This window comes from Pseudomonas sp. NPDC090201 (assembly GCF_044746825.1).
GTDB classification, from domain to species: Bacteria; Pseudomonadota; Gammaproteobacteria; order Pseudomonadales; family Pseudomonadaceae; genus Aquipseudomonas; species Aquipseudomonas putida_AD.
Window position 1 is genome coordinate 70,930 of record NZ_JBIVCX010000010.1, and the last position, 25,882, is coordinate 96,811.

Below are 25,882 nucleotides of genomic sequence, written 5' to 3' on the forward strand. Positions count from 1 at the left end.
CCTCAGCCGTTCGGCCCGACAGTCGCTACGATGGTGACTTGCTTATTGTCAGGAATTTCCTGATAAGCCAAAACATGCATGTTCGGAACCGCCAAACGTCCAAAGCGGGACAACATGGCGCGAACCGGACCTGCGACCAACAAAATTACCGGCTGACCCTGCATCTCCTGACGCTGCGCCGCTTCGATCAACGAGCGCTGAAGTTTCTCAGCCATACTCGGTTCGAGCAGAACGCCTTCTTCCTGACCCTGACCTGCCTTCTGCAGACTATTGAGCAATATCTGTTCCAACCTTGGCTCCAGGGTGATAACAGGCAGCTCCGGCTCAATGCCGACAATGCTTTGCACGATTGCGCGGGACAATCCGACCCGTACGGCGGCCACCAGCGCGGCGGTATCTTGACTCCGGGCGGCATTGTTGGCGATGGCTTCGGCAATGCTGCGGATGTCGCGCACCGGAACCTGCTCGGCCAGCAGCGCCTGCAGCACCTTGAGCAAAGCCGACAGCGACAGCACGCCAGGGACCAGCTCCTCGGCCAGTTTGGGCGAGCTTTTGGCCAGCAACGTCATCAATTGCTGGACTTCTTCGTGACCGATCAATTCATGTGAGTGTTTGTAGAGAATCTGGTTCAGGTGAGTGGCCACTACCGTACTGGCGTCCACCACCGTATAACCCAGCGATTGCGCCTGGGCGCGCTGGCTGATTTCGATCCAGACGGCTTCGAGGCCAAACGCCGGGTCTTTGGCATTGATGCCGTTGAGGCTGCCAAATACCTGACCCGGGTTGATCGCCAGCTCGCGATCCGGATAAATCTCGGCTTCGGCCAGGGTCACGCCCATCAGCGTCAGACGATACGCGCTCGGCGCCAGGTCCAGGTTGTCGCGAATGTGTACGGTTGGCATCAGAAAGCCCAACTCCTGCGACAACTTCTTGCGCACGCCCTTGATCCGCGCCAGCAACTGACCACCCTGGTTGCGGTCCACCAGCGGAATCAGGCGGTAGCCCACTTCCAGGCCGATCATGTCGATCGGGGTCACGTCGTCCCAGCCCAGCTCCTTGGATTCCTGCGCGCGGGTTGGCGAAGGCAGCAGATCCTGCTGACGCTTGACCTCCTGGATCGCCGCGAGCTTGACCATGTTCTGTTTCTTCCACAGCAGGTACGCACCGCCCGCTGCCACCAGGCCCAGGCTGATGAACGAGAAGTGCGGCATGCCCGGGACCAGGCCCATGACGATCATGATGCCTGCCGAGACGGCCAGCGCCTTGTGCGAGGTGAACATCTGGCGGCCGACCAGCTTGCCCATTTCTTCGGAGCCCGAGGCGCGGGTCACCATGATCGCGGCAGCGGTGGAGAGCAGCAGCGATGGCAGTTGCGCCACCAAACCGTCACCAATGGTTAACAGTGCGTAGACTTTGCCGGCGTCGGCGAAGGTCATGTTGTGTTGCAGGATACCCACCAGCATGCCGCCGATGAGGTTGATGAACAGGATCAGGAGGCCGGCGATGGCGTCACCGCGCACGAACTTGCTGGCACCGTCCATGGAGCCGTAGAACTCGGCTTCCTGGGCGACTTCCAGACGGCGACGCTTGGCTTCGGGCTGGTCGATCAGGCCGGCGTTGAGGTCGGCGTCGATGGCCATCTGTTTGCCGGGCATCGCATCGAGGGTGAAGCGCGCGCTCACCTCGGAGATACGACCGGCACCCTTGGTCACGACCACGAAGTTGATGATCATCAGGATCGCGAACACTACGATACCGACCACGTAGTTACCGCCGATCACCACCTCACCGAAGGCCTGGATCACCTTACCGGCGGCGGCGTGGCCGTCCTGGCCGTGGAGCATGACCACACGGGTGGACGCCACGTTGAGCGCCAGGCGCAGCAAGGTCGCGATCAGCAGGATGGTGGGGAACACCGAAAAATCCAGCGGCCGCAGGGCGTAGACGCAGACCAGCAGCACGACGATCGACAAGGCGATGTTGAACGTGAAGAACACGTCCAGCAGGAACGGCGGCATCGGCAACATCATCATTGCCAGCATGACCAGCAACAACAACGGCACACCCAACTGACCACGACCCAGGCCGATCAGTCCGGAGCGTGCGTTTGTGAGTATTTGAGAGCGATCCACCGATTATCTACCTGCGCGTTAAATCAAACTTTTGACGCCAGAGGCGCTGTAACGCAGGTATTGCAAAATTCTGTCCAACTCTGGGAAAGCGTGAAAAATGTCAGAGTGCCACTATACAGAATTGTGTTGGGGTCGACATATTTGTCTGGCGGCACATTGATACATGGATGCCCTTCGGGCCTATCGCGGGCAAGCGCGCTCCTACATTTGTTGCAACGTGCCATGGCCTGGATCGTGTTGGTAGCCTTGGTGCTTGGCTTGGGATCCTGCGGGTTGTTTGAAAGGCTGCGCACTCGGTCCATCAGAATGCGGTACGTTGCAACAAATGTAGGAGCGCGCTTGCCCGCGATCGCGCCCGAAGGGCATCCATGTAGCGATCTCACGCCCGCTACGAATCCCGCCGCAAATCCGGCGGAATCGGCAGATCCTCGTTCAACGGCGGTGGACGCTTGCCGCGGCCTGCGTGGAACTGGCGGATCTGGTACACGTAAGCCAGCACCTGCGCCACCGCCAGGTACAGCCCCGCCGGAATTTCCTGCTCAAGCTCGGTGCTGTAGTAGATCGAACGCGCCAGCGCCGGCGATTCGAGCAGCAGGATCTGATGCTGCGCGCCGATCTCGCGGATCTTCAGGGCGATGAAGTCGCTGCCCTTGGCCAGCAGCACCGGCGCGCCGCCCTTCTCGGAGTCGTACTTGAGCGCTACGGCATAGTGAGTCGGGTTGGTGATGATGACGTCGGCTTCGGGGATCGCCGCCATCATCCGTCGCTGCGACATTTCGCGCTGCAACTGGCGAATCCGCTGCTTGACCTCTGGCCGCCCTTCGCTGTCCTTGTGCTCGTCGCGCACTTCCTGCTTGGTCATCAGCAGCTTCTTGTGGGCTTCCCACAGCTGCACCGGCACGTCCACCGCAGCGATGATCAACAGCCCGAAGGCCATCCACAAGGTGCTCCAGCCGACCAGTTGCAGACTGTGCGCCACCGCCAGTTCAAGGGGTTCATGGGCAATGGCCAGCAGGTCGTTCTTGTCCCTGGACAGGACCATGATGGCCACGATCAACACGATGAAAAACTTGGCCAGAGACTTGAGCAGTTCGATCAGCGCCTTGGGCGAGACCATGCGCTTGAGCCCCGCCAGAGGATTGAGCCGGCTGAACTTGGGCGCCAGCGAGCCTGCCGCGAACAGCCAGCCACCCAGGGAAATCGGCCCGATCAACGCCGCCAGGGTCAGGGCCACCAACAACGGAGTGACCGACTGCAGCGCTGCCTTGCCTGAAACCATCAACATCAGGCTCATGCTGCGCTCGTCCATCAGCGCATCCCGGGAGATGGTGAAGTTGTCGCGCATCAGCTGCATCATCATTTCTGCCATCGAGCCGCCGAACGCCAGCAAACCGGCGGCGCCGACAATCATGATGATGACGGTGTTGAGCTCCTTGGACCGGGCGATCTCGCCCTTCTCTCGCGCGTCTTTCTTGCGCTTGTCCGTGGGGTCTTCTGTCTTGTCCTGACCGCTCTCGCTCTCTGCCATCTCAGCGCGCCCTGACCATTTCCTTGAGCAACTGCAAGGCGTCGACCGCCAGCGGTTGGTACTGATTGAGAATGTCGCCCAGGGAGATCCACAGAATCCCCATGCCCAGCACCAGGGTCAGCGGGAAGCCGATAGAGAAGATGTTCAGCTGCGGCGCCGCCCGGGTCATTACGCCCATGGCAATGTTGATCACCAGCAGCGCAGTGATCGCCGGCAACACCAGGATCAGCGCAGCCCCCAGCACCCAGCCCAGGCGCAGCACCAGCCCCCAGAAATTGGCGACCATCAGCCCCTCGCCCACCGGCAGCGTGGTGAAGCTTTCGATCAGGACTTCGAACACCACCAGATGACCGTTCATGGCCAGGAACAGCAGCGTCACCAGCATGGTGAAGAACTGCCCGATCACCGCCACCGACACACCGTTGACCGGGTCGACCATGGACGCGAAACCCATGCCCATCTGAATCGCGACGATCTGGCCGGCGATCACGAATGCCTGGAAAAACAGTTGCAGGGACAGACCCAGCGCCGCGCCGATGATGATCTGCTGGGCGATGAGCAGCAGCGCACTCAGGTCCAGCGCATGCACTTCGGGCATCGGCGGAAGGCTCGGCGCCACCACCACGGTGATCGCCAGCGCCAGGTACAGGCGCACGCGGGTCGGCACCAGGGTCGTGCCGAAGATCGGCATGGTCATCAGCACCGCCGCGATGCGAAACAGCGGCAGCATGAAGGCGGCCACCCACGTGCTGATCTGCGTATCGGTCAGCGCCAGCACAGGTTCCATGCAGACGTCAGCCGATCACTTGGGGAATGCTGGTGTACAGCGAAATGATGTATTCCATGAAGGTACGCACCAGCCACGGGCCGACCACGATCAGGGTGATGAGCATCACCAGCAGACGCGGCAAGAAGCTCAGGGTCTGTTCGTTGATCTGGGTGGCGGCCTGGAACATCGAGACCAGCAGGCCGACGATCAGGCTGGGCACCACCAGGATGGCGACCATGGTGGTGGTCAGCCACAGCGCTTCACGGAAAAGGTCGACGGCCACTTCTGGGGTCATGCTGCGCACTCCTCGTCAAACAGGTTCATACGCCACCGAAACTGCCGGCCAGCGTACCGATGATCAGCGCCCAGCCATCCACCAGCACGAACAGCATGATCTTGAACGGCAGCGAAATGATCAGCGGCGAAAGCATCATCATACCCATGGCCATCAGCACGCTCGCGACCACCAGGTCGATGATCAGGAACGGGATGAAGATCATGAAGCCGATCTGGAACGCCGTCTTGAGCTCCGAGGTCACGAAGGCCGGGACGATGATGGTCAAAGGCGCAGCGTCGGGGGTCGGGATGTCGGTGCGCTTGGACAGGCGCATGAACAGCTCCAGGTCGCTTGAGCGAGTCTGGGCGAGCATGAAGTCCTTGATCGGCACTTCAGCCTTGGCGACGGCGTCCTGGGCGGTGAGTTTTTCCGCCAGGTACGGCTGCAGCGCATCGTTGTTCACCCGGTCGAACACGGGCGCCATGATGAACAGCGTCAGGAACAGCGCCATGCCGGTGAGGATCTGGTTCGACGGCGTCTGCTGCAGGCCCAGGGCCTGGCGCAGGATCGAGAACACGATGATGATCCGGGTGAAGCTGGTCATCAGCATGACGAACGCCGGGATGAAACTCAGCGCGGTCATGATCAGCAGGATCTGCAGGCTGACCGAGTATTCCTGCTGGCCGTTGGCACCGGTGCCCAGCGAGATCGCCGGGATCGACAACGGGTCGGCGCCGAACGCCAGCGGCGCTGCCAGCAACAACAGCAGCGTCAAGACAATGCGCATCAGTTCTTATCCTTCTGACCCGGATTTTCGAGGCTGTCCTTGCCGCCGAACGGCCGGGCCGCGCCTTTGTTGATCACACCCTTGTTGCCCAGCGCTTCCATCAGGCGGCGGGCGAATTCGGGCGTGGCGTTCTGGGTTTCAGGCACCTGCACCGGCTCGTTCATCACATGCAGCGCGGTGATGCTGCCGGGGGAAACGCCCAGCAGCACCTGCTCGTTGCCAACCTGCACCAGCACCAGCCGGTCACGCGGGCCGAGGGCACGGGAACCCACCAGTTCGATGACCTGGTTGCCGCCGGGCCCTGCGCGCTGAACCCTGCGCATCAGCCAGGCCAGCACGAAGATCAAACCGACCACCAGCAGCAAACCGAACACCAGTTGCGCCAGTTGACCACCGATACCGCTGGTCAACGCGCCCACCGGGGGCACGGTAACGGCCCCGGCAGCCGGCGCTGTCACGGCAGGCGTGGCAGCGGCTGGCGCTGGCGTGGTTGCAGGATCCGCCGCCATCACCAGCCACGACGTCATCAACACGGGCGCGACCAACAGGCCCTTTAGCAAGCGACCCACTTAGCGCAGCTTCTTGATGCGTTCGCTTGGGCTGATCACGTCGGTCAGACGGATGCCGAACTTCTCGTTCACCACCACCACCTCACCGTGGGCGATCAGTGTGCCGTTGACCAGCACGTCCAGCGGCTCGCCGGCCAGACGGTCGAGCTCGATCACCGAGCCCTGGTTGAGTTGCAGCAGGTTACGGATATTGATATCGGTGCTGCCCACTTCCATGGAAATCGACACCGGGATGTCCAGGATCACGTCCAGGTTCGGGCCTTCCAGCGAAACAGGGCCATTGTGCTTTGGCACGCTGCCGAACTCTTCCATCGCCAGACGGTTGCCGGCGGCGTTGCCCGCATCGGCGGCCAGCAGCGCGTCGATATCAGCCTGACCGCCCTCGCCCGCTTCGCCCAGCGCTGCAGCCCATTCGTCAGCCAGTGCCTGGTCGTCTGCGGAGTTCATTTCGTTTTCATCAGCCATGGTTGTCCTCGACAGGGCTTTGTCATTCGCCCGTAAAATTGTGTTAGCAGAGCAATTCGTTTACAGCACACATTCAGATGCAGACGGCCAGGCGTCAGCGACGTTCTATCGGCTCGATCACCTGCAGCGCCAGATTGCCCTTGTGCGAGCCCAGCTTGACCTTGAACGACGGCACGCCATTGGCGCGCATCACCAGGTGTTCACCCAGCTCCACCGGAATCACGTCACCGGGCTGCATGTGCAGGATGTCCCGCAACTTGAGCTGACGACGGGCAACCGTGGCGCTCAGCGGCACCGCCACATCCATGACGTCCTGCTTGAGGGCGTTGACCCAGCGCTCGTCCTGGTCGTCCAGATCGGACTGGAAGCCGGCGTCGAGCATTTCGCGCACCGGCTCGATCATCGAATACGGCATGGTCACGTGCAGGTCGCCGCCACCGCCATCGAGTTCGATGTGGAAGGTCGACACCACGATCGCTTCGCTCGGGCCCACGATGTTGGCCATGGCCGGGTTCACTTCCGAGTTGATGTACTCGAAATTGACTTCCATGATCGCCTGCCAGGCTTCCTTCAGGTCGATGAAGGCCTGGTCCAGCACCATGCGCACCACGCGCAGCTCGGTCGGCGTGAATTCACGGCCTTCGATCTTGGCGTGACGGCCGTCGCCACCGAAGAAGTTGTCCACCAGCTTGAACACCAGCTTGGCATCCAGGATGAACAACGCGGTGCCGCGCAGCGGTTTGATCTTGACCAGGTTCAGGCTGGTCGGCACGTACAGCGAGTGGATGTACTCGCCGAACTTCATCACCTGCACACCGCCCACCGCCACGTCGGCAGAGCGACGCAACAGGTTGAACATGCTGATGCGGGTGTAACGGGCGAAACGCTCGTTGATCATTTCCAGGGTCGGCATGCGTCCACGGACGATGCGGTCCTGACTGGTCAGGTCATAACTCTTGACACTGCCAGGTTCGATGACGCTTTCGGTCTGTACCAGACCATCGTCCACGCCATGCAGCAGCGCGTCGATTTCATCCTGGGACAGCAGGTCTTGCACGGCCATGTCGTGGTCCTACTGCAATACGTAGTTAGTGAAAAGAACCTGCTCGATGACGCTCTTGTTCAGCTCTTTCTGGCCGACTTCCTGCACCACCGCAGCGGCTTTCTGGCGCAGCATTTCCATGCCCACCGGCGTTGCGATGGTGTCGAACGCCTGGCCTGAGAACATCATCACAAGATTGTTACGGATGACCGGCATGTGCACTTTCAACGCTTCCAGATCGGCGTGATCACGGGCCAGCAGGGTAATGCTGACCTGCATGTAGCGCTGGCGGCCATTGACGTTGTAGTTGACGACGAAGGGCGGCGTGAGCGGCTCGAAGATCGCCTCTTTCTTGACGTTGGCAGCTTCGGCCGCCACCGCAGGATCCGGCTTGCTCTCGGCCTTGTGCATGATGAACCAGGTAGCGCCGACCGACAGCCCGATGGCCAGCAAGAGGCCCACCACCACGAGAATGATGATCTTCAACTTGCCTTTCTTCGCGGGGTCTTTAGGTGCTGCGTCGTCGGTCTTCGCCATGCCAATAATCCGTCACTATCCAATGGGTTCGGTGTTGCGTGACAGAGGGAGAGCAAGGGTTGTGCCAGAACGGCAAGACGCGTGGCGCTTTTGATGCTGCCTGGAAGGTGTAGGAGCGCGCTTGCCCGCGACCTGCCGCAAGGCGGCAGTAAAACCGGCGAACTCGGACTACCAGTCAATCCGAGGTGTCAGGTTTTACTGCTGCGGTGCAGCAGCTCGCGGGCAAGCGCGCTCCTACTTGGCTGGCGTGGGGTCAGGCGTAATAATCGACCGCGCTTGAGCCCACCACCTGCAACGGGGCGCTGGCGGCGGCCGTTGCGGCATCCACCGGGGCGCCGTCGGCGATCAGGTCGCTGCCGCTGCCATTGCCTGAACCACTGGTGCCATTGCCGCGCTGTGCGTCACCACCCGACTGCTGCTGGGCCTGCTGTTGCCACCCACGGCCCTGGTCGGCCACGTTGACATCGACCTGCCCCATGCCCTGCTGGGCGAAGGAATCACGCAGGCGCGACATCTGGTTTTCCAGCGCTTCACGCACACCGACATGGGCGCTCATGAAGGTGACCTGGGTCTGCTGGTCTGCCGCCATATTGACGCGAATGTCCAGGCGTCCCAGTTCGGCCGGTTCCAGCTGGATGTCGGCCTGCTTGAGATTCTGGCTGGACAGGTACATGACGCGGTTGATCACGCCCTCGGTCCAGCCGCTCTGGTTCATGGCCAGCGGCTGATTGAGCGGAGTCGCTGGCGTCGCGGAGCCGGTTTTCACCTGGGCGGCCTGGGACAATGCCGCCAGACGCTCGGCGAAATTGTCCACCCGGGTGTCGCCGGTGGCGCCCTTCACATCCTTGAGGCCATCGGCCAACAGCCCGGCAAAGGCCTTGTCGCCGCCACCCTCGGTGGTGCTCTTGTCCACAGGCTGATCGCCCAGCGCCGCCAGGTTACCGGCAAGCTGCTGCGCCGCATCGGCGTTGGGGTCCTGCTTGCCGGCGTCATGGCCTGCGCCCTTCACGGCCGCATTCGCCTGGGCGCTTTGCTGGGCCTTGTTTTCCAGAGCAACCTGAACCGCCGTCAAGCCTTCCAGAGGATCGGCCGACGGGTCGAAGGTGTCATCGGTGGCGTCGGTCGGCGCCTGCACCACCGGTGGCGGCACAACCGGGGCGGTGCCGGCCAGCAACGCCGGATCGATTACCGGCTGCGCGGCGACGTCGGGCTGGACCGGCGCAGGCTCGACCACGGGGGTGGCAACGATCAGCGACGGATCGACGACCGGGTCAGTGACAGTGCCGTCAGCTACCGTCGGATCGGTGGCCGAGGTCGCGGTATCGGAGGTGTCGTCGGTATCGTCGTCCTTGTCGTTATCCTTACCGGAGGCGTTGTCCGGCTTGGCATTGACCGCCTTGTTGCCAGGCAAGCCATTGCCGTTATCGGCAACCGTCTTGTCAGAGGCGGCAGACGATTGGCTGGCGCCATGCTTGTCGGTCGCTGCCGGACTCTTGGCGCTGGCGGGCTTGGGCGGGCTGTCATCGACGCTGGAAGACTTGGGCGCGGCCTGCTTGGCAAATACCGTCGAGAAGCTGGAAGCGTTGTCCTTGACGGGGTCTGGCGCCTTTACCGAATTGGCGGCGCTGGCTTTCTGGGCTTTGGCAGCCGTCAGGGCCGTAAGTAAAGGGTTGTTGGCAAGGGCCATGTTGATCTCCGCAAAAGCACGATTGCGCGGAGATCAAGCAAATGACGGGCCAGCTTTCGGGATGGGACAGATTGCCGGCTCAGAATCCCTTGAGCGCAGACTCCAGTTGTACGTCGAATAGATCGCGCACCACGGCAAATTCGCTGGTGATCGCCGCGACGCTCTGGCGGATTTCAGCAGCACCGGGGGGCGCCGGGCTGCGCGCCTGGTCTTCCAGCTCGCGGCACAGGTCGGCCAGGTGTGCGGCGCCCATGTTGCTGCAACTGCCCTTGAAGCTGTGGACCTTGTCGGCCAGTTGCTTGAGCTGGAGCGGGCCGGGGGAGGAAAAATCGGCTGATTGAATGAGCTCATTGAGCTCGATGACACGTCGTTCGGAATCCTTGATGAATACCTCCAGCAGCGCCGGGTATTCCCCTTCCATGACGTCACGCAGCGTCCCGAGGACGTTTAGATCCATATGATTTTTCACTGCTTGCTCGCTCCTTGATCAAGAAAGCGCCGGATTATGCCAGACCCTCCCAAGCGAACTCTACACGGGCGGTGCGCCCGTCCGGGGACCAATGGCACTCATTACTCAATTGCCGGACCAGGTTGAGCCCGCGCCCGGACAACTGGTTGACCGCAGGAGGCAACGCCAGCACCCGCTCGACGTCGAAACCATTGCCGCTGTCGTGAACTTCGACGATCAGCCGCCCACCCTGCCCGACCGGAATTATCTGGAAACTAAATCGTATGAACCCGCCTTCCATGTTCTCCAGACGCTCAGCGCGCAACTGGTAGTAAAGGGCAAAACCCTCGGCATCGCGCTTGAGTGCCGAATCCAGCCCCAGCACCCCGTGCTCCAGGGCGTTGCTGTACAGCTCGGACATCACGGTATAGAGCTCGCTGCTCTGCAGGCGCAGGCCATGCACTTCCTGGAGCAGTTGCAGCAGGTAGGGCAGCGGGTTGAAGCGCTTGAGGGTCGAGGCACGGAATTCGAAGCTGGCGGCCCAGTCCAGCGGGCTCGAATCGCCGCTGTCGGTGTAGATCACCGACGGCGTGCCCAGAAGCTCGGGCTCGTTGAAGCCCACTTCCAGCATGCTCACATCGTCACGGACCTGACCGCGAAACCGCGCGAGCGCCCATTGCACTTCTTCCATCAGCGAGGCCGGGTTGCGGTTGGTGACGAACACGTTCTGCAACCGCCGCGAGCCAAACATCTCGCCATTTTCGTCGGTGCTGTCCACCACGCCGTCAGACAGCAGGAACACCCGGTCGCCGGGGGCAAAGGGGTAGACCTGGGTATTGTCATCGAAGCTGCCGGCACCCAGCACGCCCAGCGGCAGGTGCGCCGACACCAGCGGCGTGTGGGGTCGCCCGTCGGCATGCAGCAGGTAGCCATCAGGCAGGCCGCCGTTCCAGACTTCCACCAGTTGCTGCTTGAAGTTGACGCACACCAGCGCCGCGCAGCAGAACATGTCCACCGGCAGGATGCGCTTGAGCTTGGCGTTCATCTCGCGCAGGGTTTCTGGGAGGCCGTAGCCCTTGGCCGTCATGCCGTAGAACACTTCGGCCAGCGGCATTGCCCCGACGGCGGCCGGCAGGCCGTGCCCTGTGAAGTCCCCAAGCAGCACATGCATGTTGCCCGACGGCGCCCACGCCGCCAGCAGCAGGTCGCCGTTGAACAGCGCGTAAGGCGACTGCAGATAACGAATGTTGGGGGCGTTGAGGCAGCCCGAGTGAGCGATCTGGTCGAACACCGCCTTGGCCACGCGCTGCTCGTTGAGCAGGTATTTATGGTGGCGGGCGATCATGTCGCGCTGCTGCAGGACGGTTTCCTGCAACAGGCGCAGGCGGTTCATCGCGTTGATCTTGGCGGCCAGCACGATGGGGTTGTAGGGCTTGGTGATGAAGTCATCGCCGCCGGCATCCAGGCAGCGCGCCAGGCCCTCGCCTTCGCTCATGGAGGTGAGGAAGATGATCGGCACCAGCGCTTCGCCGGCCAGTTCCTTGATCCGGCGGGCCGCCTCGAAGCCGTCCATGACCGGCATCAGGGCGTCCATCAGGACCAACTGCGGGCGCCTGCGCTCGAACAGTCCGACGGCTTCTTCGCCATCGCATGCGCTCTGGACCTCATGCCCCAGGCGGCTGATGATCGCCGAGAGCAGCATGCGGTCGCTGGCGTTGTCGTCGGCGATGAGTATCGTCAGGCGCTCGGGTGGCGCAGAACCCGCCATTAGCCGATGTTGAAGAGTTTGGAGAAGTTGGAAATGGCGAGGATTTTGATGACGTCGGCGCTGCAGTTTTCCAACCGTACATCGGCGCGTTCGCCGCCGGCATGATCGCGCAGCAGCAGGAGCATGCCCAGCGCCGAGCTGTCGAGGTAGTTGGTTTCCTTCAGATCGACTACGTAATGCTTGGCGTCGGTTTCTCGCTCGTACGCACCGCGAAAATCCTGGTGCGTGGAAAAATCGAACCGTCCTTTGATCTTGATGGTCAGCTTCTGCTTGTCAGGAGAGCGCTCGGAAGTAACTGACATTGGCAAATCCCTTATATGAAACGGCGTCAGACGGATGAAGTTTTAGCACCCCTTGTGCGGCGCGGCAAATGGAAGATTCCTACAGTCATGATGGAAGTGATCTGACTGGGGTGGAGTTGGGTGGTTTGGATTGGTGGCCTGACGTCGCGCACCACCGGCCGGGCATGCGGTGCCTGTGCCTGTAGGAGCGCGCTTGCCCGCGATGACGCCCTCGAAATCGCCCCCGCCGGCAAGCCGTGCTGCTACGGGACTGGGGATCATAGAAGTGTGGGAGCGGGCTTGCCCGCGAAGGGGGCGGACCATACGACATTGAAGGGTCCGATATGACGCTTTCGCGGGCAAGCCCGCTCCCACAGGGATTCATCGCTGACGCGCCACACATCACAGCCGACACCTGAAGCGGTTAGAACGGCTGCTGCCGGGGGAGGCGTTGGGAGAGTTCGTCGAGGAGTTTTTGCTCGCGTTTGTCTTCCGCGGCGCGGGCTTCGTCGATGTAGCGTTGCACCAGTTTGCGCAGGCCTTCGACGCGGGCGTATGCCTTTTGCCACTCGCCGCGGGCTTTGTTGAGGTTGTTCTGGTGCCAGGTCAGGCTCTGGCGTTGCTGGCTGACGGCCGTTTCCAGCTGATTGAGAAAGCGCTGGTAGTTCATCAGCCACTGGCCAGACACACCCACCGAGCCTTTGTCGATCCACTGCTGCTGGTAATCGGCGCGGAATTTTTCGAGCTCGCCGAGTTTGTTCTCGGCCAGCCGGACCTGGCCCTGAAAATGCCCCAAACGCTGGGCGGCGGTCTTTTCGGCGCTTTCGGCCATGTCCACCACGGGCGCCAGGCGCGATGCGCGGGTCTGGGCCATGGGTTATCAGCCAGCCGCCTGAGGATTGAAGATGCGCGCCAACTGCGCCTCGCTGCTTTGCATGCTCTCGTTGTCGTGCAAGCCCTGACGCAGGTACTGCACCAGTTGCGGTTGCAGGTTGATCGCAAGGTCTGTCTCGCGGTCGCCGCCGGCCACATAGGCGCCCACGCTGATGAGGTCGCGGCTCTGTTGATAGCGCGACCACAGCTGTTTGAAGTACTGCGCCTGGGTCATGTGCTGCGCATCGACCACCGACGGCATGACCCGGCTGATGGACGCTTCGATGTCGATGGCCGGGTAATGCCCCTCCTCGGCCAGCCGCCTGGACAGCACGATGTGACCGTCCAGCACGCCCCGCGCCGAGTCGGCAATCGGGTCTTGCTGGTCGTCGCCTTCAGACAGTACGGTGTAGAACGCGGTGATCGACCCGCCGCCTTTCTCCGCATTGCCCGCGCGCTCCACCAGCTTGGGCAGCTTGGCGAACACCGAGGGCGGATAGCCCTTGGTCGCGGGCGGCTCGCCGATGGCCAGGGCGATTTCCCGCTGGGCCTGGGCGAAACGGGTCAGCGAATCCATCAGCAACAGGACGTTCTTGCCCTTGTCGCGGAAATATTCTGCGATGCGCGTGCAATACATGGCAGCGCGCAGACGCATCAGCGGCGCGTCGTCGGCTGGGGACGCCACCACCACCGAACGCTTGAGGCCCTCTTCGCCAAGAATGTGCTCGATGAACTCCTTCACCTCGCGGCCCCGTTCGCCGATCAGCCCGACCACGATGATGTCGGCCTCGGTGAAGCGGGTCATCATGCCCAGCAGCACCGATTTACCCACACCGGTACCGGCGAACAGGCCCAGACGCTGGCCGCGACCTACCGTCAACAAACCGTTGATGCAACGAATGCCCACATCCAGCGGCTGGCTGATCGGGTCGCGCTTGAGCGGGTTGATGGTCGGGCCGTCCAGCGGCACCCAGTCTTCGGCCTTCATGCCGCCCTTGCCGTCCAGCGGACGACCGGCGCCATCGAGGACGCGACCGAGCATGGTCATGCCCATGGGCAAGCGACCGGTATCAGGCAGAGGCACCACGCGCGCACCCGGCGCAATTCCGGCCACGCTGCCCACCGGCATCAGGAACACCTTGCCGCCGGCGAAGCCCATGACTTCCGCTTCGACTTCAACCGGGTGATGGCTGTCGTCGTTGATGACCACACAACGGCTGCCCATGGCGGCGCGCAGGCCCTCGGCTTCGAGGGTCAGGCCGACCATGCGCAGCAGGCGCCCTTCCACCACCGGCTGTACCGGCAAGGTAATGGCATCGGCGTAGGTGCTCAGGCGCTTGCCGAAGCTGGTGCGCTCAAGACGCATCGGAGGCGTCCGACTGTTTCTGCAGGGCGCTTTCGGCGCTCTTGATCGCGGCGTCCAGATCGACACTCACGTCCGGTACGGCCGGGTGCAGCGCCTGTTCGTGAAGCTGGTCGAACATCTTGGCGATCGCTACGCTCAGGCGCGTCTCGACGCTGGCATCGATGCGGCTGTGTTCGGTTTCCACGCGGCAACCGCCGGGTTGCAGGGTGTCGTCTTCAAGGATGCGCCAGTTTTCTTCATGGCGATCACGCAGGGCCTTCACCTGGTCGAAATCCTGGGAATTGATCAGGATCCGCACGTTGGTGGCACCCATCGGCAGCATGCGCAGGGCATCCTGCAATACTTTGCCGATCTGGCTGGAATCGGTTTTCAGCTCGCGCTGGATCACCTGGCGGGCGACGTGCTCGACCAGGGTGACCATGGCCTTCTCGATGTGCGCGTCCTGATCGGCGATAGGCTCGAACAGATGGCTCATCAGGGTCTCCAGGCTTTGCAGCTTGGCGGCCAGGGCGATGTCCGCCTCCTGGCGAACCTTGAGCTGGGTGCTGTGGAAGCCTTCCTTCTCACCGATGGCAAAGCCCTCGTTGTAGGCGTCCTGACGGATGCTCTCCAACTCTTCGAGGGTCATGGGCTGGACTTCTTCCAGCGGCACTTCTTCGCTTTCGGCAGGTTCGGGCTCGGGCGCAGGTTCCGGCTCGGGTTCTTCGACATGGGGATCGAAGCTGGGCAAGGCCCAGACATCGAATCCACTGAGGTCCTTGGCGCGGATGAGCTCGCTAGGCGTTTCTTTATCGGAGCTGAACATCGACTGCACCTGCTGTTAAATCATTTCCTCGCCACCTTTGCCACCGAGAACGATCTCCCCGGCCTCCGCCATACGACGGGCAATGGTGAGGATCTCTTTCTGTGCAGTTTCCACGTCGCTGACGCGAACCGGGCCCTTGGCTTCCAGGTCGTCGCGCAGCAATTCGGCGGCACGCTTGGACATGTTCTTGAAAATCTTTTCCTTGATGGCGTCGTCCGAACCCTTGAGGGCCAGCACCAGCACATCGGAAGACACTTCGCGCAGCAAGGCCTGGATGCCACGGTCGTCGACATCGGCCAGGTTGTTGAAGACGAACATGAGGTCTTCGATCTGGGTCGAGAGGTCTTCGTCCACTTCGCGGATCGAATCCATGAGCTGGCCTTCGACCGAACTGTCGAGGAAGTTCATGATGTCCGCAGCACGCTTGATACCGCCCAGGGTGGTACGCGAGGTGTTGGCGTTGCCCGAGAACTGCTTCTCGAGAATCTGGTTCAATTCCTTGAGCGCCGCAGGCTGCACGGTGTTCAGCGACGAGACGCGCAGGATGATGTCCAGACGCACCTTGTGGTCGAAATGGCCCAGCACTTCACCGGCCTGGTCGGCATCCAGATACGCGACGACGATGGCCTGGATCTGCGGGTGCTCGTAACGAATGACGTCGGCGACCGCGCGCGGTTCCATCCACTTCAGGCTGTCCAGACCGCTGGTGTTGCCACCCAGCAGGATGCGGTCGATCAGACCGTTGGCCTTGTCCTCGCCCAGCGCCTGGGTGAGCATCTTGCGGATGTATCCGTCCGAGCCTATGCCGACGCCGGTCTGGTCACCGACCAGATCGACGAACTCGCCCATCACCTGCTCGACCTGCTCGCGGTGCACACTGCGCATCTGCGCCATGGCCACGCCCACACGCTGGACCTCCTTGGGCCCCATGTGACGCAGAACCTGCGCGGCATCCGTCTCACCCAGGGTGAGCAGCAGGATCGCGGCCTTGTCAACGCGGGTCAATTTGACCGCTGCACGAGTCTCACTCATCTGTGTTGATCCACTCTTTTACGACCTGAGCCACACGGGCCGGGTCTTCGGCCACCAGGCTCTTGATTGCGTTGAGCTGCGCGTCATAACCCTCGGTAGGGCTAGGCAGCAGGATGCTTTGCGGACCGCCAAGGCTCACGCGGTCATTGGCCAGCTCGCCGTCCAGGCCGACCATGCCGCCCAGTTCCACGTCACCGTCGGCATGCTTGCCTTTGGGATTGGTGATGTTGTTGAGCACCGGACGCAGCACGCCGAACACCAGCACCAGGATGAAGATCACGCCCATCGCCTGTTTGACGATGTCCCAGAACCACGGCTGCTGATAGAAGGCAATGTCCGGGATCACTTCGCCACGCTCGGTGGAGAACGGCACGTTGATCACGCTGACGCTGTCGCCACGGGCGGCATCGAAGCCCACCGCGTCCTGCACCAGGCGAGTGAAGCGCGCCAACTGGTCGGCGGTCCACGGCACGGTGGTGGTTTCACCATTGGCCGGGTTGACCTTGACCTGATCGTCCACCACTACCGCAACCGACAGGCGATTGATCTTGCCCTGCTGCTGCTTGGTGTGGCTGATGGAACGGTCCAGCTCGAAGTTCTTGGTCGACTGGTTACGCTTGTCCGACGGGTACGGCGCGAGCATTGGCTGGCCGGTGGCCGGGTCCATGATCTGCTGACCGTTGGCGTCCAGCAGTGGCTGGCCAGGGGCAATCGGGCCTGCGGCACCGGCTGCACCACCACCGGTGGTCTGCGGCGCGGTGGCCGGGCCAGGTGGCTGGTTGCTCAGGGCACCGGGCACGCCTTGCGGACCGCTGCTGCTGGAGCGTTGTTCGTTGGTGGTCTGCTCGCTGCGCAGTGCAGGCTGATCGGGGTTGAAGCTTTCGGCAGTGGACTCCACGGCGCTGAAGTCAACGTCGGCCGACACTTCCGCCTTGTAGCGATCATTGCCCAGCACCGGTTGCAGGATGTTCTGCACACGCTGGGTCAGCATGCCTTCCATGCGACGGGTGTAGTCGAATTGCTTGCCGGCCATGGTCAGTTCGGAATTTTCCGCCTGATCGGACAGCAGGTTGCCTTTCTGGTCGACCACGGTGACCTGGGACTTGGTCAGCTCGGGAACGCTGGTCGCCACCAGATTGACGATCGCGGCCACCTGCCCGGGCTCCAGGGTGCGGCCGGCGTACATCTCGACCAGCACCGAGGCGGTAGGTTTGCGATCGTCACGCACGAACACCGAACTCTTCGGGATCGCCAGGTGCACGCGGGCGGCCTTGATGTTGTTCAGGGCAGAAATGGTACGCGCAAGCTCGCCTTCCAGGCCGCGACGGTAACGGGTCGCTTCCATGAACTGGCTGGTGCCCAGGCCCTGGTCCTTGTCGAGGATCTCGAAGCCGACGTTGCCGTCGTTCTGCGCGATGCCGGCACCGGCCAGCTTGATGCGGGCACGGGACAGGTCTTCGGACTTGACCAGCAAGGCGCCGGAGTTGGGCTCGACGGTGTACGGGATGTCAGCCTGGGCCAGGGTATCCATCACCTGCTTGGTGTCCATGCCCGACAGGCTGCCATACAGCGGCTTGTAGTCCGGCTGTTGCGACCAGAGCACGACGGCAAAACCAATCGCCACGCTGGCCGCCAGACCGACCATGAGGCCAACCTGCCGCAGCATGGTCATCTCGGAAAGATTTTGCAGGAACGCCAGGCCGAACATCGGCTTGCTTCCTGTCGCACCCGCTTTTGCGGGCACGTTATCGGCGACGGCTTCAGCCATGACTTAAATCGTCCTCAAACCGGCATTTGCATGATGTCTTGGTACGCCTGCACAAGCTTGTTGCGTACCTGGGTCAGCGCCTGGAACGACACGCTGGCTTTCTGCGAGGAAATCATCACGTCGGTGAGATCCACGCCGCTCTTGCCCATCTCGAAGGCGGTGGCCAGCTGGTTGGAGGCCTGCTGCGTGTCATTGACCTTGTTCACGGCCATGCCGAGCATGTCGGAAAAGCTGGTCGCACCCGCCTGCTGCGGGGCATCGATGGCCTTAGGCTTGGCCATTGCGTCCATCTGCATGGAACGCATGTCCAACATCAAGCGATTAAATTCAACACCCTGGCTCATGGACTTCTCTCTTAAAAGGGCCGCAAATTTTTGACACCGATTCAGCGGTTACCCATGTAGTAGCAACAACAATGCCAGACCAATAGAGGCACTGTGCCAGCTTTTCATGAAAGTATTTGGGTGGTTACCGAATAGACAAACCTGTGGGAGCGGGCTTGCCCGCGAAGGCGCAGCGTCAGGCGAAACGCGCGGCCCGACACACCCCATTCGCGGGCAAGCCCGCTCCCACAGGCTCATTGCAAAGCTCAAGAAGCGAACAGATACCCTTCGACATCCATTCCCGCATCACGCATCTGCGCCAGCTTGTAGCGCAAGGTACGCGGGCTGATACCCAGGCGTTCGGCGGCTTCCTTGCGGCGGCCGCGCTCGGCGCGCAGGGTGTCGATGATCATCTGGAACTCCCGGCGGCGCAGATCTTCCCCCAGCGCACCGGCCATTTCACCGCCCGCCGCTTCCGGCGACGATTCCATGACACCCGGCGTTGTCGGCAGCGTCGGCAAAACCTGAAGGGCCGGCGCTGCGAGTGGCGCCGATGCAAAGCTCACGGGACCGGCCAGGCAGAAGTCCTCGGCCTGGATCACCCCGCCCTGCTGCAGAATCAGCGCCCGCTGCACGGCGTTGTCCAGTTCGCGCACGTTGCCTGGCCAGCTGTACCCGACCAGACACTTTTGCGCTTCGGGCGACAGGCTCACCGGAGCGTGCTTCATTTTATTGACGTGCTTGGCCAGCAGACGCTCGGCCAGCGGCAGAATGTCGGCAGGACGCTGACGCAGCGACTGCCAGGCCAGCGGAAACACCGACAGACGATAGAACAGGTCTTCGCGGAAGCGCCCTGCCGCCACCTCCCCCGCCAGGTCGCGGTTGGTGGTGGCCAGCACGCGAATGTCCAGCTCGATGGGCTTGCGCGCACCGACCCGCTCAACTTCGCGCTCCTGCAACACCCGCAGCAGCTTGGCCTGCAGGCCCATGGGCATTTCGGAAATCTCGTCGAGCAGAATGGTGCCACCATCAGCCTGTTCGAACTTGCCCGGCTGGGCGGCGATGGCGCCGGTAAAGGAGCCTTTCTCGTGGCCGAACAGGGTGGCTTCGAGCATGTTGTCCGGGATTGCCGCGCAGTTGATGGCAATGAACGGCTTGCCTGCCCGGGGTGACTGCTGGTGAATGAAGCGCGCGAGCACTTCCTTGCCGGTTCCCGACTCGCCGGAAATCAGCACGGTGGAATCACTTTTGGCAACCCGGCTTGCCAGGTTGAGCAACTGGACGCTGGCAGGCTCGACCGCAATTGGCCCCTCGCCATCGGCAGGCCCCAGGCGTCCCAGCGCATGTCGGGCCACCAGCGCCAGCAGCGCCTTGGGCTCGAATGGCTTGACCAGGTAGTCGGCAGCGCCCTGACGCATCGCGTCCACGGCTCGATCCACCGAGCCATGAGCGGTCATCAACAGCACCGGCAACTGCGGATAGCGGCTGCGCAACTGGCTGAGCAACTGATGGCCGTCCATGCCCGGCATGTTGACGTCACTGACCACCAGGTTGAACGAGGCTTGCCCTGCTGCCAGCAAAGCTTCCTCGGCCGAGCCGACGGCCTGGTAATCGTGGCCGGCCAGCGCCAGGGTTTCGCCCAGGGCCTCGCGCAGAGAATGGTCGTCCTCGACCAGCAACACCTTGATCGTCATGATGGGTTCTCCACTCCAGCCACTGCACCGCCGGTGCCTGGAACCAGCGGCAAGGAAACGATGGCACAGGTGCCCCGCCCCGGACGCGAGCGAAATTGCACCTGCCCCTGATGTGCCCGGGCGACCGCCGTGACCACCGCCAGCCCCAGGCCCGTGCCCGTGGTCTTGGTGGTAAAGAAGGGTTCGCCGATACGGGCGAGCGCGGCGGCGTCGATGCCGCTGCCGTTGTCACTGATGCACAGCCGCAGCGTCGCGCCGCGACTGTACGCATGAACCTTGATACGCGATGCCCCGGCACTGGCCTGCACCGCGTTTTCGATCAGATTGAGCAACGCCCCCACCAGCGTGTCGCGGTTGCACAGCAACTCGCCGTCGAGGCTGTCGCACTGCCAGCGAACCGCCGCATCGCGCACATGGGTCTGGGCCGCCGACTCCAGCGCGCCGAGCAGACCCGCGGGGCTTACGCGGTCGGTCAAGGGCAATTCGCCACGGGCGAACACCAGCATGTCGCGCACCTGGTGCTCCAGCTCATGCAGGCGCTCTTTCAAGCGGCCGGCGAAGCGCTGCTGGGTTTCGGTATTCAGGGCCTGCTCGGTCAGGTGGCTGGCGTAGATCATGGCCGCCGACAACGGCGTACGAATCTGATGGGCAAGGGATGCGACCATCCGCCCCAGCGACGACAGGCGCTCATGGCGGGCCAGCTGGCTTTGCAGATGACGGGTTTCAGTCAGGTCGTTGAGCAGCACCAACTGGCCAGGCTCGGCGTCCAGGGAGCGGGTGGAGATCGACAGGCGACGCCCGTCTTTCAGGGAGATTTCATGACCGTCGTCTTCGCGAGGCGCGAAACAACGTGCGATGACATGGCGCCACAGCATGCCGATCAACGGCTCACCCAACAGGTCCAGCGCCGCGGGGTTGGCCTCGCGCACCATGCCGTGGGCGTCGATGACGATCACGCCACCTGGCAGCAGGTCCAGCAGGTTCTGCAAACGATTGGCCAGGCGCTCTTTTTCCGCCAGTTCCTGCATGCGCTGGGCGCTGACCACCGCCAGCTCACCCTTGAGCTCGGTGACCCGCGCTTCCAGCAGGCTGTAGGAATCCGTCAATTGCGCCGACATCTGGTTAAACAGGGCGAATGCCTGCTCCAACCCTTGTCGACTTTCCAATTCCGGGGACGGCTGCACTTGCAAACCCGCTGTCGTGGCAGGTTTGGAAGACATCGGAGCGGCCTGGGACATAAATGATCTCTCGCGTGGCGAACCGTCAGTTAAACGGTATGTTGCAAGAGACTTAGCAATCCTCGTGCCGAAAAAAAACCGCTGAAAAATCAGCGGTTTATTTTTGACGCGTCAATCGGGTGTCAGTCGTCGCCCTGATCATCGCCCTCGCGACGGCTCATGCCGTACTTGCGCATCTTTTCCACCAGCGTGGTACGACGGATACGCAAGCGCTCGGCTGCCCGTGCGACGATCCCGTTGGCATCGTCCAGCGCCTGCTGGATGAGGCCCTGCTCCAGACCACCGAGGTAGTCCTTCAGGTCCAGGCCTTCAGGCGGCAACATGGCGCTGTTGGCGAAGTTGGGCGTGTGGCCGTTGATGGCGACGCGCTCTTCCAGGTCGCTGCGCAGGCTGTCGACCAGTTGCTCGTCTTCGTCGTCGACGTAGCGGAATTTCTTCGGCAGTTCAGCGACACCGATCACCCCGTACGGGTGCATGATCGCCATGCGCTCCACCAGGTTGGCCAGCTCGCGAACGTTGCCCGGCCAGCCGTGACGGCACAGCGACATGATCGCCGCCGAATTGAACCGGATCGAGCCGCGCTTCTCGTGCTCCATGCGCGAGATCAGCTCGTTCATCAGCAGCGGGATGTCTTCCACACGCTCACGCAACGGCGCCATCTCGATCGGGAACACGTTCAGGCGGTAGTACAGGTCTTCACGGAAACCGCCGGTCTCGATCATGTCTTCGAGATTCTTGTGGGTGGCCGCGATGATCCGCACATCGACGCTCTGGGTCTTGTTGCTGCCCACGCGCTCGAAGGTGCGCTCCTGCAATACGCGCAGCAGCTTGACCTGCATCGGCAACGGCATGTCACCGATTTCATCGAGAAACAGCGTGCCACCGTTGGCCAGCTCGAAACGCCCTGCCCGGCTGGTGATCGCACCGGTGAAGGCGCCCTTCTCGTGGCCGAACAGTTCGCTTTCCAGAAGCTCGGCCGGGATCGCGCCGCAGTTGACCGGCACGAAGGGCGCATCACGCCGCTTGGAATGGTAATGGAGGTTGCGCGCGACCACTTCCTTGCCCGTGCCCGACTCGCCCAGGATCAGCACGCTGGCGTCGGTGTCGGCCACCTGCTGCATCATCTGGCGCACGTGCTGGATGGCACGGCTGGTGCCGACCAGGCTGCGGAACAGGTTGGGTTCGCGCTGGCGACCGCGCTCGCGGGCCTGATCGTACATCTCGCGATAGACCTGGGCACGGTGCAGGGAATCCAGCAGCTTGCTGTAGCTGGGGGGCATTTCGACGGTGGACAACACGCGCCGACGCAAGTCCTCGGCCAGGTCGACCGAAGAATTTTCGCCCATCAGCAGGACAGGAAGGAACTCATCCCACGCAGCGATGGTCTTAAGCAGCCCCTGGAGACTGCCCGGGGCGTTCACGGTGCCAACCAGCACGCAAAGGACTTCCCGAGTGGACGCCAGAGCGCCTACCACTTGCTGCCAGTCAGTGCTGGAGCAGGACAGGTTCTCATCGCCGAGGAAATTCAGAATGACCGCCATGTCACGGCGGCGCTGGCTATCGTCATCGATTAGCAGAATCTTGATTTCACGCCACATGCAATAGCAACTTCCCTAGTCAACTCGATGCCCGCTCAGGGGCAAGCTTGGCTCTGTATGGGGTGCGATCAACGCCACACAAACCAGAAATTAGTGAACATCACTAGTTAAGTCAAAAAACCGTACACAGTCAATTTTATGGCGCACAATTTTTTCGATCAACCTAAGCGTCAACCAAACAGATGGTATACCTTTGCGGCGCTTTTCGCTCGCTGGATCTGTGACATTTCATCGACAATTGCCTGACGCTCTTCCACCGCAACGTCTATCAACTGGCGGTACACACCCAGCAGCTCCTCCAGATTGCTGCGCAACTGCGGCTCATCGTCGCTGGCCTCGCGGATGACCTCGTCAACGCAGGCACGGCAGGCCAGATCGAGCTTGCCGATGGCCTCCCAGTCACGTTCGGCCAGGGCACCGACCAGAGCTTCGCGGGTTTCTTCGATTCGCTTGAGTGCAGCACTCATGGTGATTTCCTCTTACAGGACAGGTGGCTGATCGCCAATGGCGTCCCAACCTTCCTTCACGGTAGTCAACAATCCGCTGACTTCATCGAGAATTTTCGGGTCAGTCTTGATATTGGCTTCGGCCAGACGCTTCATCATGTAGACGTACAGGTTGTCGACATGCGCCAGTTGTTCGGCCTGCTTTTCCATGTCGAGCCCTTCGCGAAGGCCGCCGACGATCTCGATGGCCTTGCCGATCAGCACGCCCTTGGAGGGAATGTCCTTGCGCTCGATGGCACCCTTGGCCTGGGCGATGCGGTCAAGACCCGCTTCCATCAGCATCTGCACCAGACGGTGCGGTGTCGCGACGGCGGTCTGCGCGTGTGAATTGACCTTCTGATACTGCCGAAGGGCTGCCATCCGGTTCATGTACTTACCTCACACCACTTGAAGTTTCTATATTCAGGATATCGACGAGGCCTTGAGAAACTTTAGGCCCAGATGCCAAAAACCCGGCACTTTGGCCGGGTCCTGGTTTATCAGTCAAGCATCAGCTGGATTTCTGCGCATTCAACGAATCGAAGAACGAAGTGATGCTGGAAGCCGAGGCCTTCAACTGCCCCACCACCAGGTCCATCGCGTTGTATTTGGCGGTCAGCGTCGCGGTCAGGTTGGTCACGCGCAAGTCCAGAGCCGCCTGCTGATCCTGCAGATCGTTCTGCTGGGTGTTCAGGCTGCTCTTGCGGGTGTCGAACATGCCGCCGGTCTGGGTGTAGGGCGTCAGCGCGGCGTTCATGCGTGCGACCAGGCCGTTGCTGTCGGTGGTGCCGCTGAACAGCTGCTGCACGTCACCGGCCAGGCCCTTGTCCATCGCCGCCTTGAACTGGGTGTCATTGAGCGACAGCGTACCGTCGGTCTGCGAAGTGGTGATACCCAACTGCGCCAGCACCGACAGGTCACCAGCGGCACCGGTGGTCACCAGTTCGTTGCGCATGGCGGTCAGGATCGAACGCGGCATCGAGTCGCCGGTCAGCGCAGCCGGGGTCACAGTGGCGCCGGTGGTTGGATCGGGCGTGGAACTGATCGTCGCCTTGGTCACGCTGGACACGGCGGCAACCACTGCGTTGTAGGCAGTGATGAAGGTTTGCAGCGAGGTTTTCAGGCCGTCGGTGTTGGTCGCGACGTTGACGGTGGAAGTGCCTTTGGCCACCAGGGTCATGGTCACGCCACCCAGGGTCGAATCCAGGGTGTTGCTCTTGCTGGTCACCGGCAGACCGTTGATGGTCAGCGACGCGTCCACGGCCTGAGCGCCGATGTAACCGGCCGAGCTTCCCGAGGTCGAATCGAGCTTGGTGTTGGCATTGATCGTGAAGCCTGCGATATCACTGGTGGTGGTGATATCGGAGCCGGCACCGGTGGTGGTCGAACCCAGCACCAGACGCGAACCGTTGGCGTCGGTGATGATGTTCGCACTGATCTTGGTGCTGTCGGTATCGGCGTTGATCTGCTTGACCACCGAGGCCAGGGTGGCGCCGGCAGGAATGGTGTAGCTGGTGGAAATGCCATTTTGAGTGATGGTCAGGTTACCACTCGGAATGGCACTGGCAGTGCCGCCGGAAAAGGCAGCGGTGGCGACGCTGGAACTGGTCGCGATATTGCCGACTTCAACGGTGTAGTTGCCTGGCACCGCATTGTTGTCGGAGGTGACGGTCAGCTTGGTTTCGTCGGACGACTTGGCCGCATAGCCGTTGAATGACGGGTTCTTCGCGTCAGAAAGGCCTTTAAGGGCTGTCTGAAATGCAGACACCGCCGACTGCAGGGTACCGATCCCGGACAGTTTGGTAGTGACCAGCTTGGTCTGCGTGGTGATCTGCGTCTGCTTGGCCAGCTTGTCGGAAGCGACCAGGGCATTGACGATATCGCCAATTGCCAGGCCCGATCCGAGACCGGTGGATGGAGTGATTGGACTAGCCATGTGTGTCTCCCTTCAGTTTGAGTCGGTCTTTTGACTAAGTCACCGTTCAAAAGTACCGCGTTCACGTTTCATGCCACTTACACTTTTGCGTCGAACAACAAGCTGTGAGCGTTCTGCAGGCTGTCGGCGATCTTCAGCGCCTCTGCAGAGGGCAATTGCCGCACGACTTCGCCGGTTTCACTGGCAATCACTTTAACGACGACCTTGCCCGAAGCCTCATCTATCGAGAACTCCAGATTGCGGCGCACCGACTGAACGAACTTTTCGATTTCCTGGACTGCGGCTTTCAATGCGTCGGGATCACTTTCGGAATGCGAGTCTTTACTTGTTTGCGCATCGGCCTTGGCGGTGTCAGGCACCGGGGTGACGGCTTTTTGAGGGGTGACAGCAGGCTTGTCCGCGACCGCAGGCAGGGGTTGTACAGCAGCGTAAGACTGATTGAGCTTGGCGGTCATGTCCATGTCTACTACCTCT

25 protein-coding genes and 1 pseudogene are annotated in these 25,882 nt (G+C 61.9%); all 26 read right to left on the reverse strand.

Annotation, left to right across the window (positions count from 1 at the left end; translation table 11 throughout):
- Positions 1-2: 2 nt before the first annotated feature.
- Positions 3-2,132, reverse strand: a complete 2,130-nt coding sequence (flhA, locus tag ACIPOO_RS21680) for a flagellar biosynthesis protein FlhA (RefSeq protein WP_274132389.1) — start codon at positions 2,130-2,132, stop codon at positions 3-5.
- A 388-nt stretch (positions 2,133-2,520) separates the two neighbouring features.
- Positions 2,521-3,660 (reverse strand): flagellar biosynthesis protein FlhB, encoded by a 1,140-nt coding sequence (gene flhB / locus ACIPOO_RS21685; protein ID WP_400609727.1) that lies wholly within the window; start codon positions 3,658-3,660, stop codon positions 2,521-2,523.
- A gap of 1 nt (position 3,661) precedes the next feature.
- Positions 3,662-4,447 carry a flagellar biosynthetic protein FliR gene (gene fliR / locus ACIPOO_RS21690; protein ID WP_274132387.1) on the reverse strand — a complete coding sequence of 262 codons (786 nt, stop codon included), beginning with the start codon at positions 4,445-4,447 and terminating at the stop codon, positions 3,662-3,664.
- Between the two features lie 7 nt (positions 4,448-4,454).
- Positions 4,455-4,724 carry a flagellar biosynthesis protein FliQ gene (gene fliQ, locus ACIPOO_RS21695; protein WP_274132386.1) on the reverse strand — a complete coding sequence of 90 codons (270 nt, stop codon included), beginning with the start codon at positions 4,722-4,724 and terminating at the stop codon, positions 4,455-4,457.
- A 25-nt stretch (positions 4,725-4,749) separates the two neighbouring features.
- Positions 4,750-5,493 carry a flagellar type III secretion system pore protein FliP gene (gene fliP, locus ACIPOO_RS21700; protein WP_274132385.1) on the reverse strand — a complete coding sequence of 248 codons (744 nt, stop codon included), beginning with the start codon at positions 5,491-5,493 and terminating at the stop codon, positions 4,750-4,752.
- A gap of 86 nt (positions 5,494-5,579) precedes the next feature.
- A pseudogene (fliO, locus tag ACIPOO_RS21705) lies at positions 5,580-6,002 on the reverse strand (flagellar biosynthetic protein FliO); the annotation flags it as partial.
- Between the two features lie 60 nt (positions 6,003-6,062).
- Positions 6,063-6,527, reverse strand: coding sequence for a flagellar motor switch protein FliN (fliN, locus tag ACIPOO_RS21710; RefSeq protein ID WP_274132384.1), 465 nt, complete (start codon positions 6,525-6,527; stop codon positions 6,063-6,065).
- 94 nt (positions 6,528-6,621) lie between these two features.
- A complete protein-coding gene (fliM, locus tag ACIPOO_RS21715) occupies positions 6,622-7,590 on the reverse strand; it encodes a flagellar motor switch protein FliM (RefSeq protein ID WP_274132383.1) in 969 nt (322 codons plus the stop codon).
- Positions 7,591-7,599: 9 nt separating this feature from the next.
- Entirely contained in the window at positions 7,600-8,106 is a 507-nt protein-coding gene (gene fliL / locus ACIPOO_RS21720) for a flagellar basal body-associated protein FliL (protein ID WP_274132382.1), read from the reverse strand.
- A gap of 253 nt (positions 8,107-8,359) precedes the next feature.
- Positions 8,360-9,793 (reverse strand): flagellar hook-length control protein FliK, encoded by a 1,434-nt coding sequence (locus tag ACIPOO_RS21725; protein ID WP_400609731.1) that lies wholly within the window; start codon positions 9,791-9,793, stop codon positions 8,360-8,362.
- Between the two features lie 79 nt (positions 9,794-9,872).
- Positions 9,873-10,250, reverse strand: a complete 378-nt coding sequence (locus tag ACIPOO_RS21730) for an Hpt domain-containing protein (RefSeq protein ID WP_274132380.1) — start codon at positions 10,248-10,250, stop codon at positions 9,873-9,875.
- Positions 10,251-10,296: 46 nt separating this feature from the next.
- Positions 10,297-12,009, reverse strand: a complete 1,713-nt coding sequence (locus ACIPOO_RS21735) for a fused response regulator/phosphatase (protein ID WP_274132379.1) — start codon at positions 12,007-12,009, stop codon at positions 10,297-10,299.
- On the reverse strand, positions 12,009-12,311 hold the full coding sequence (locus ACIPOO_RS21740) for an STAS domain-containing protein (RefSeq protein WP_274132378.1): 303 nt from the start codon (positions 12,309-12,311) through the stop codon (positions 12,009-12,011). The genes ACIPOO_RS21735 and ACIPOO_RS21740 overlap by 1 nt, the downstream gene beginning before the upstream one ends.
- Positions 12,312-12,714: 403 nt before the next feature.
- Positions 12,715-13,164, reverse strand: a complete 450-nt coding sequence (gene fliJ, locus ACIPOO_RS21745) for a flagellar export protein FliJ (RefSeq protein WP_274132377.1) — start codon at positions 13,162-13,164, stop codon at positions 12,715-12,717.
- Positions 13,165-13,170: 6 nt separating this feature from the next.
- Positions 13,171-14,529 (reverse strand): flagellar protein export ATPase FliI, encoded by a 1,359-nt coding sequence (gene fliI, locus ACIPOO_RS21750; protein ID WP_274132376.1) that lies wholly within the window; start codon positions 14,527-14,529, stop codon positions 13,171-13,173.
- Entirely contained in the window at positions 14,519-15,334 is an 816-nt protein-coding gene (fliH, locus tag ACIPOO_RS21755) for a flagellar assembly protein FliH (protein ID WP_274132375.1), read from the reverse strand. Before fliH ends, fliI begins: the two co-directional genes overlap by 11 nt.
- Before the next feature lie 15 nt (positions 15,335-15,349).
- Positions 15,350-16,366, reverse strand: coding sequence for a flagellar motor switch protein FliG (gene fliG, locus ACIPOO_RS21760; RefSeq protein WP_274132374.1), 1,017 nt, complete (start codon positions 16,364-16,366; stop codon positions 15,350-15,352).
- Positions 16,359-18,134, reverse strand: a complete 1,776-nt coding sequence (fliF, locus tag ACIPOO_RS21765) for a flagellar basal-body MS-ring/collar protein FliF (RefSeq protein ID WP_274132373.1) — start codon at positions 18,132-18,134, stop codon at positions 16,359-16,361. The genes fliG and fliF overlap by 8 nt, the downstream gene beginning before the upstream one ends.
- Before the next feature lie 14 nt (positions 18,135-18,148).
- Complete coding sequence (gene fliE, locus ACIPOO_RS21770) at positions 18,149-18,478, reverse strand: flagellar hook-basal body complex protein FliE (protein ID WP_274132372.1); 330 nt, start codon at positions 18,476-18,478, stop codon at positions 18,149-18,151.
- Between the two features lie 245 nt (positions 18,479-18,723).
- The gene (locus ACIPOO_RS21775) at positions 18,724-20,151 is read right to left on the reverse strand and encodes a sigma-54 dependent transcriptional regulator (protein ID WP_274132371.1); all 1,428 of its coding nucleotides are present in this window, start codon (positions 20,149-20,151) and stop codon (positions 18,724-18,726) included.
- The gene (locus ACIPOO_RS21780) at positions 20,148-21,389 is read right to left on the reverse strand and encodes a sensor histidine kinase (RefSeq protein WP_400609736.1); all 1,242 of its coding nucleotides are present in this window, start codon (positions 21,387-21,389) and stop codon (positions 20,148-20,150) included. The genes ACIPOO_RS21775 and ACIPOO_RS21780 overlap by 4 nt, the downstream gene beginning before the upstream one ends.
- A gap of 122 nt (positions 21,390-21,511) precedes the next feature.
- Positions 21,512-22,987: a transcriptional regulator FleQ gene (gene fleQ, locus ACIPOO_RS21785; RefSeq protein ID WP_274132370.1), complete on the reverse strand. Its 1,476-nt coding sequence runs from the start codon at positions 22,985-22,987 to the stop codon at positions 21,512-21,514.
- A 170-nt stretch (positions 22,988-23,157) separates the two neighbouring features.
- On the reverse strand, positions 23,158-23,454 hold the full coding sequence (gene fliT / locus ACIPOO_RS21790; RefSeq protein WP_400609738.1) for a flagellar protein FliT: 297 nt from the start codon (positions 23,452-23,454) through the stop codon (positions 23,158-23,160).
- Between the two features lie 12 nt (positions 23,455-23,466).
- On the reverse strand, positions 23,467-23,862 hold the full coding sequence (fliS, locus tag ACIPOO_RS21795; protein WP_274132368.1) for a flagellar export chaperone FliS: 396 nt from the start codon (positions 23,860-23,862) through the stop codon (positions 23,467-23,469).
- 121 nt (positions 23,863-23,983) lie between these two features.
- Positions 23,984-25,408, reverse strand: a complete 1,425-nt coding sequence (gene fliD, locus ACIPOO_RS21800; protein WP_400609740.1) for a flagellar filament capping protein FliD — start codon at positions 25,406-25,408, stop codon at positions 23,984-23,986.
- A gap of 77 nt (positions 25,409-25,485) precedes the next feature.
- Positions 25,486-25,869, reverse strand: coding sequence for a flagellar protein FlaG (locus ACIPOO_RS21805; protein WP_274132366.1), 384 nt, complete (start codon positions 25,867-25,869; stop codon positions 25,486-25,488).
- Positions 25,870-25,882 lie beyond the last annotated feature (13 nt).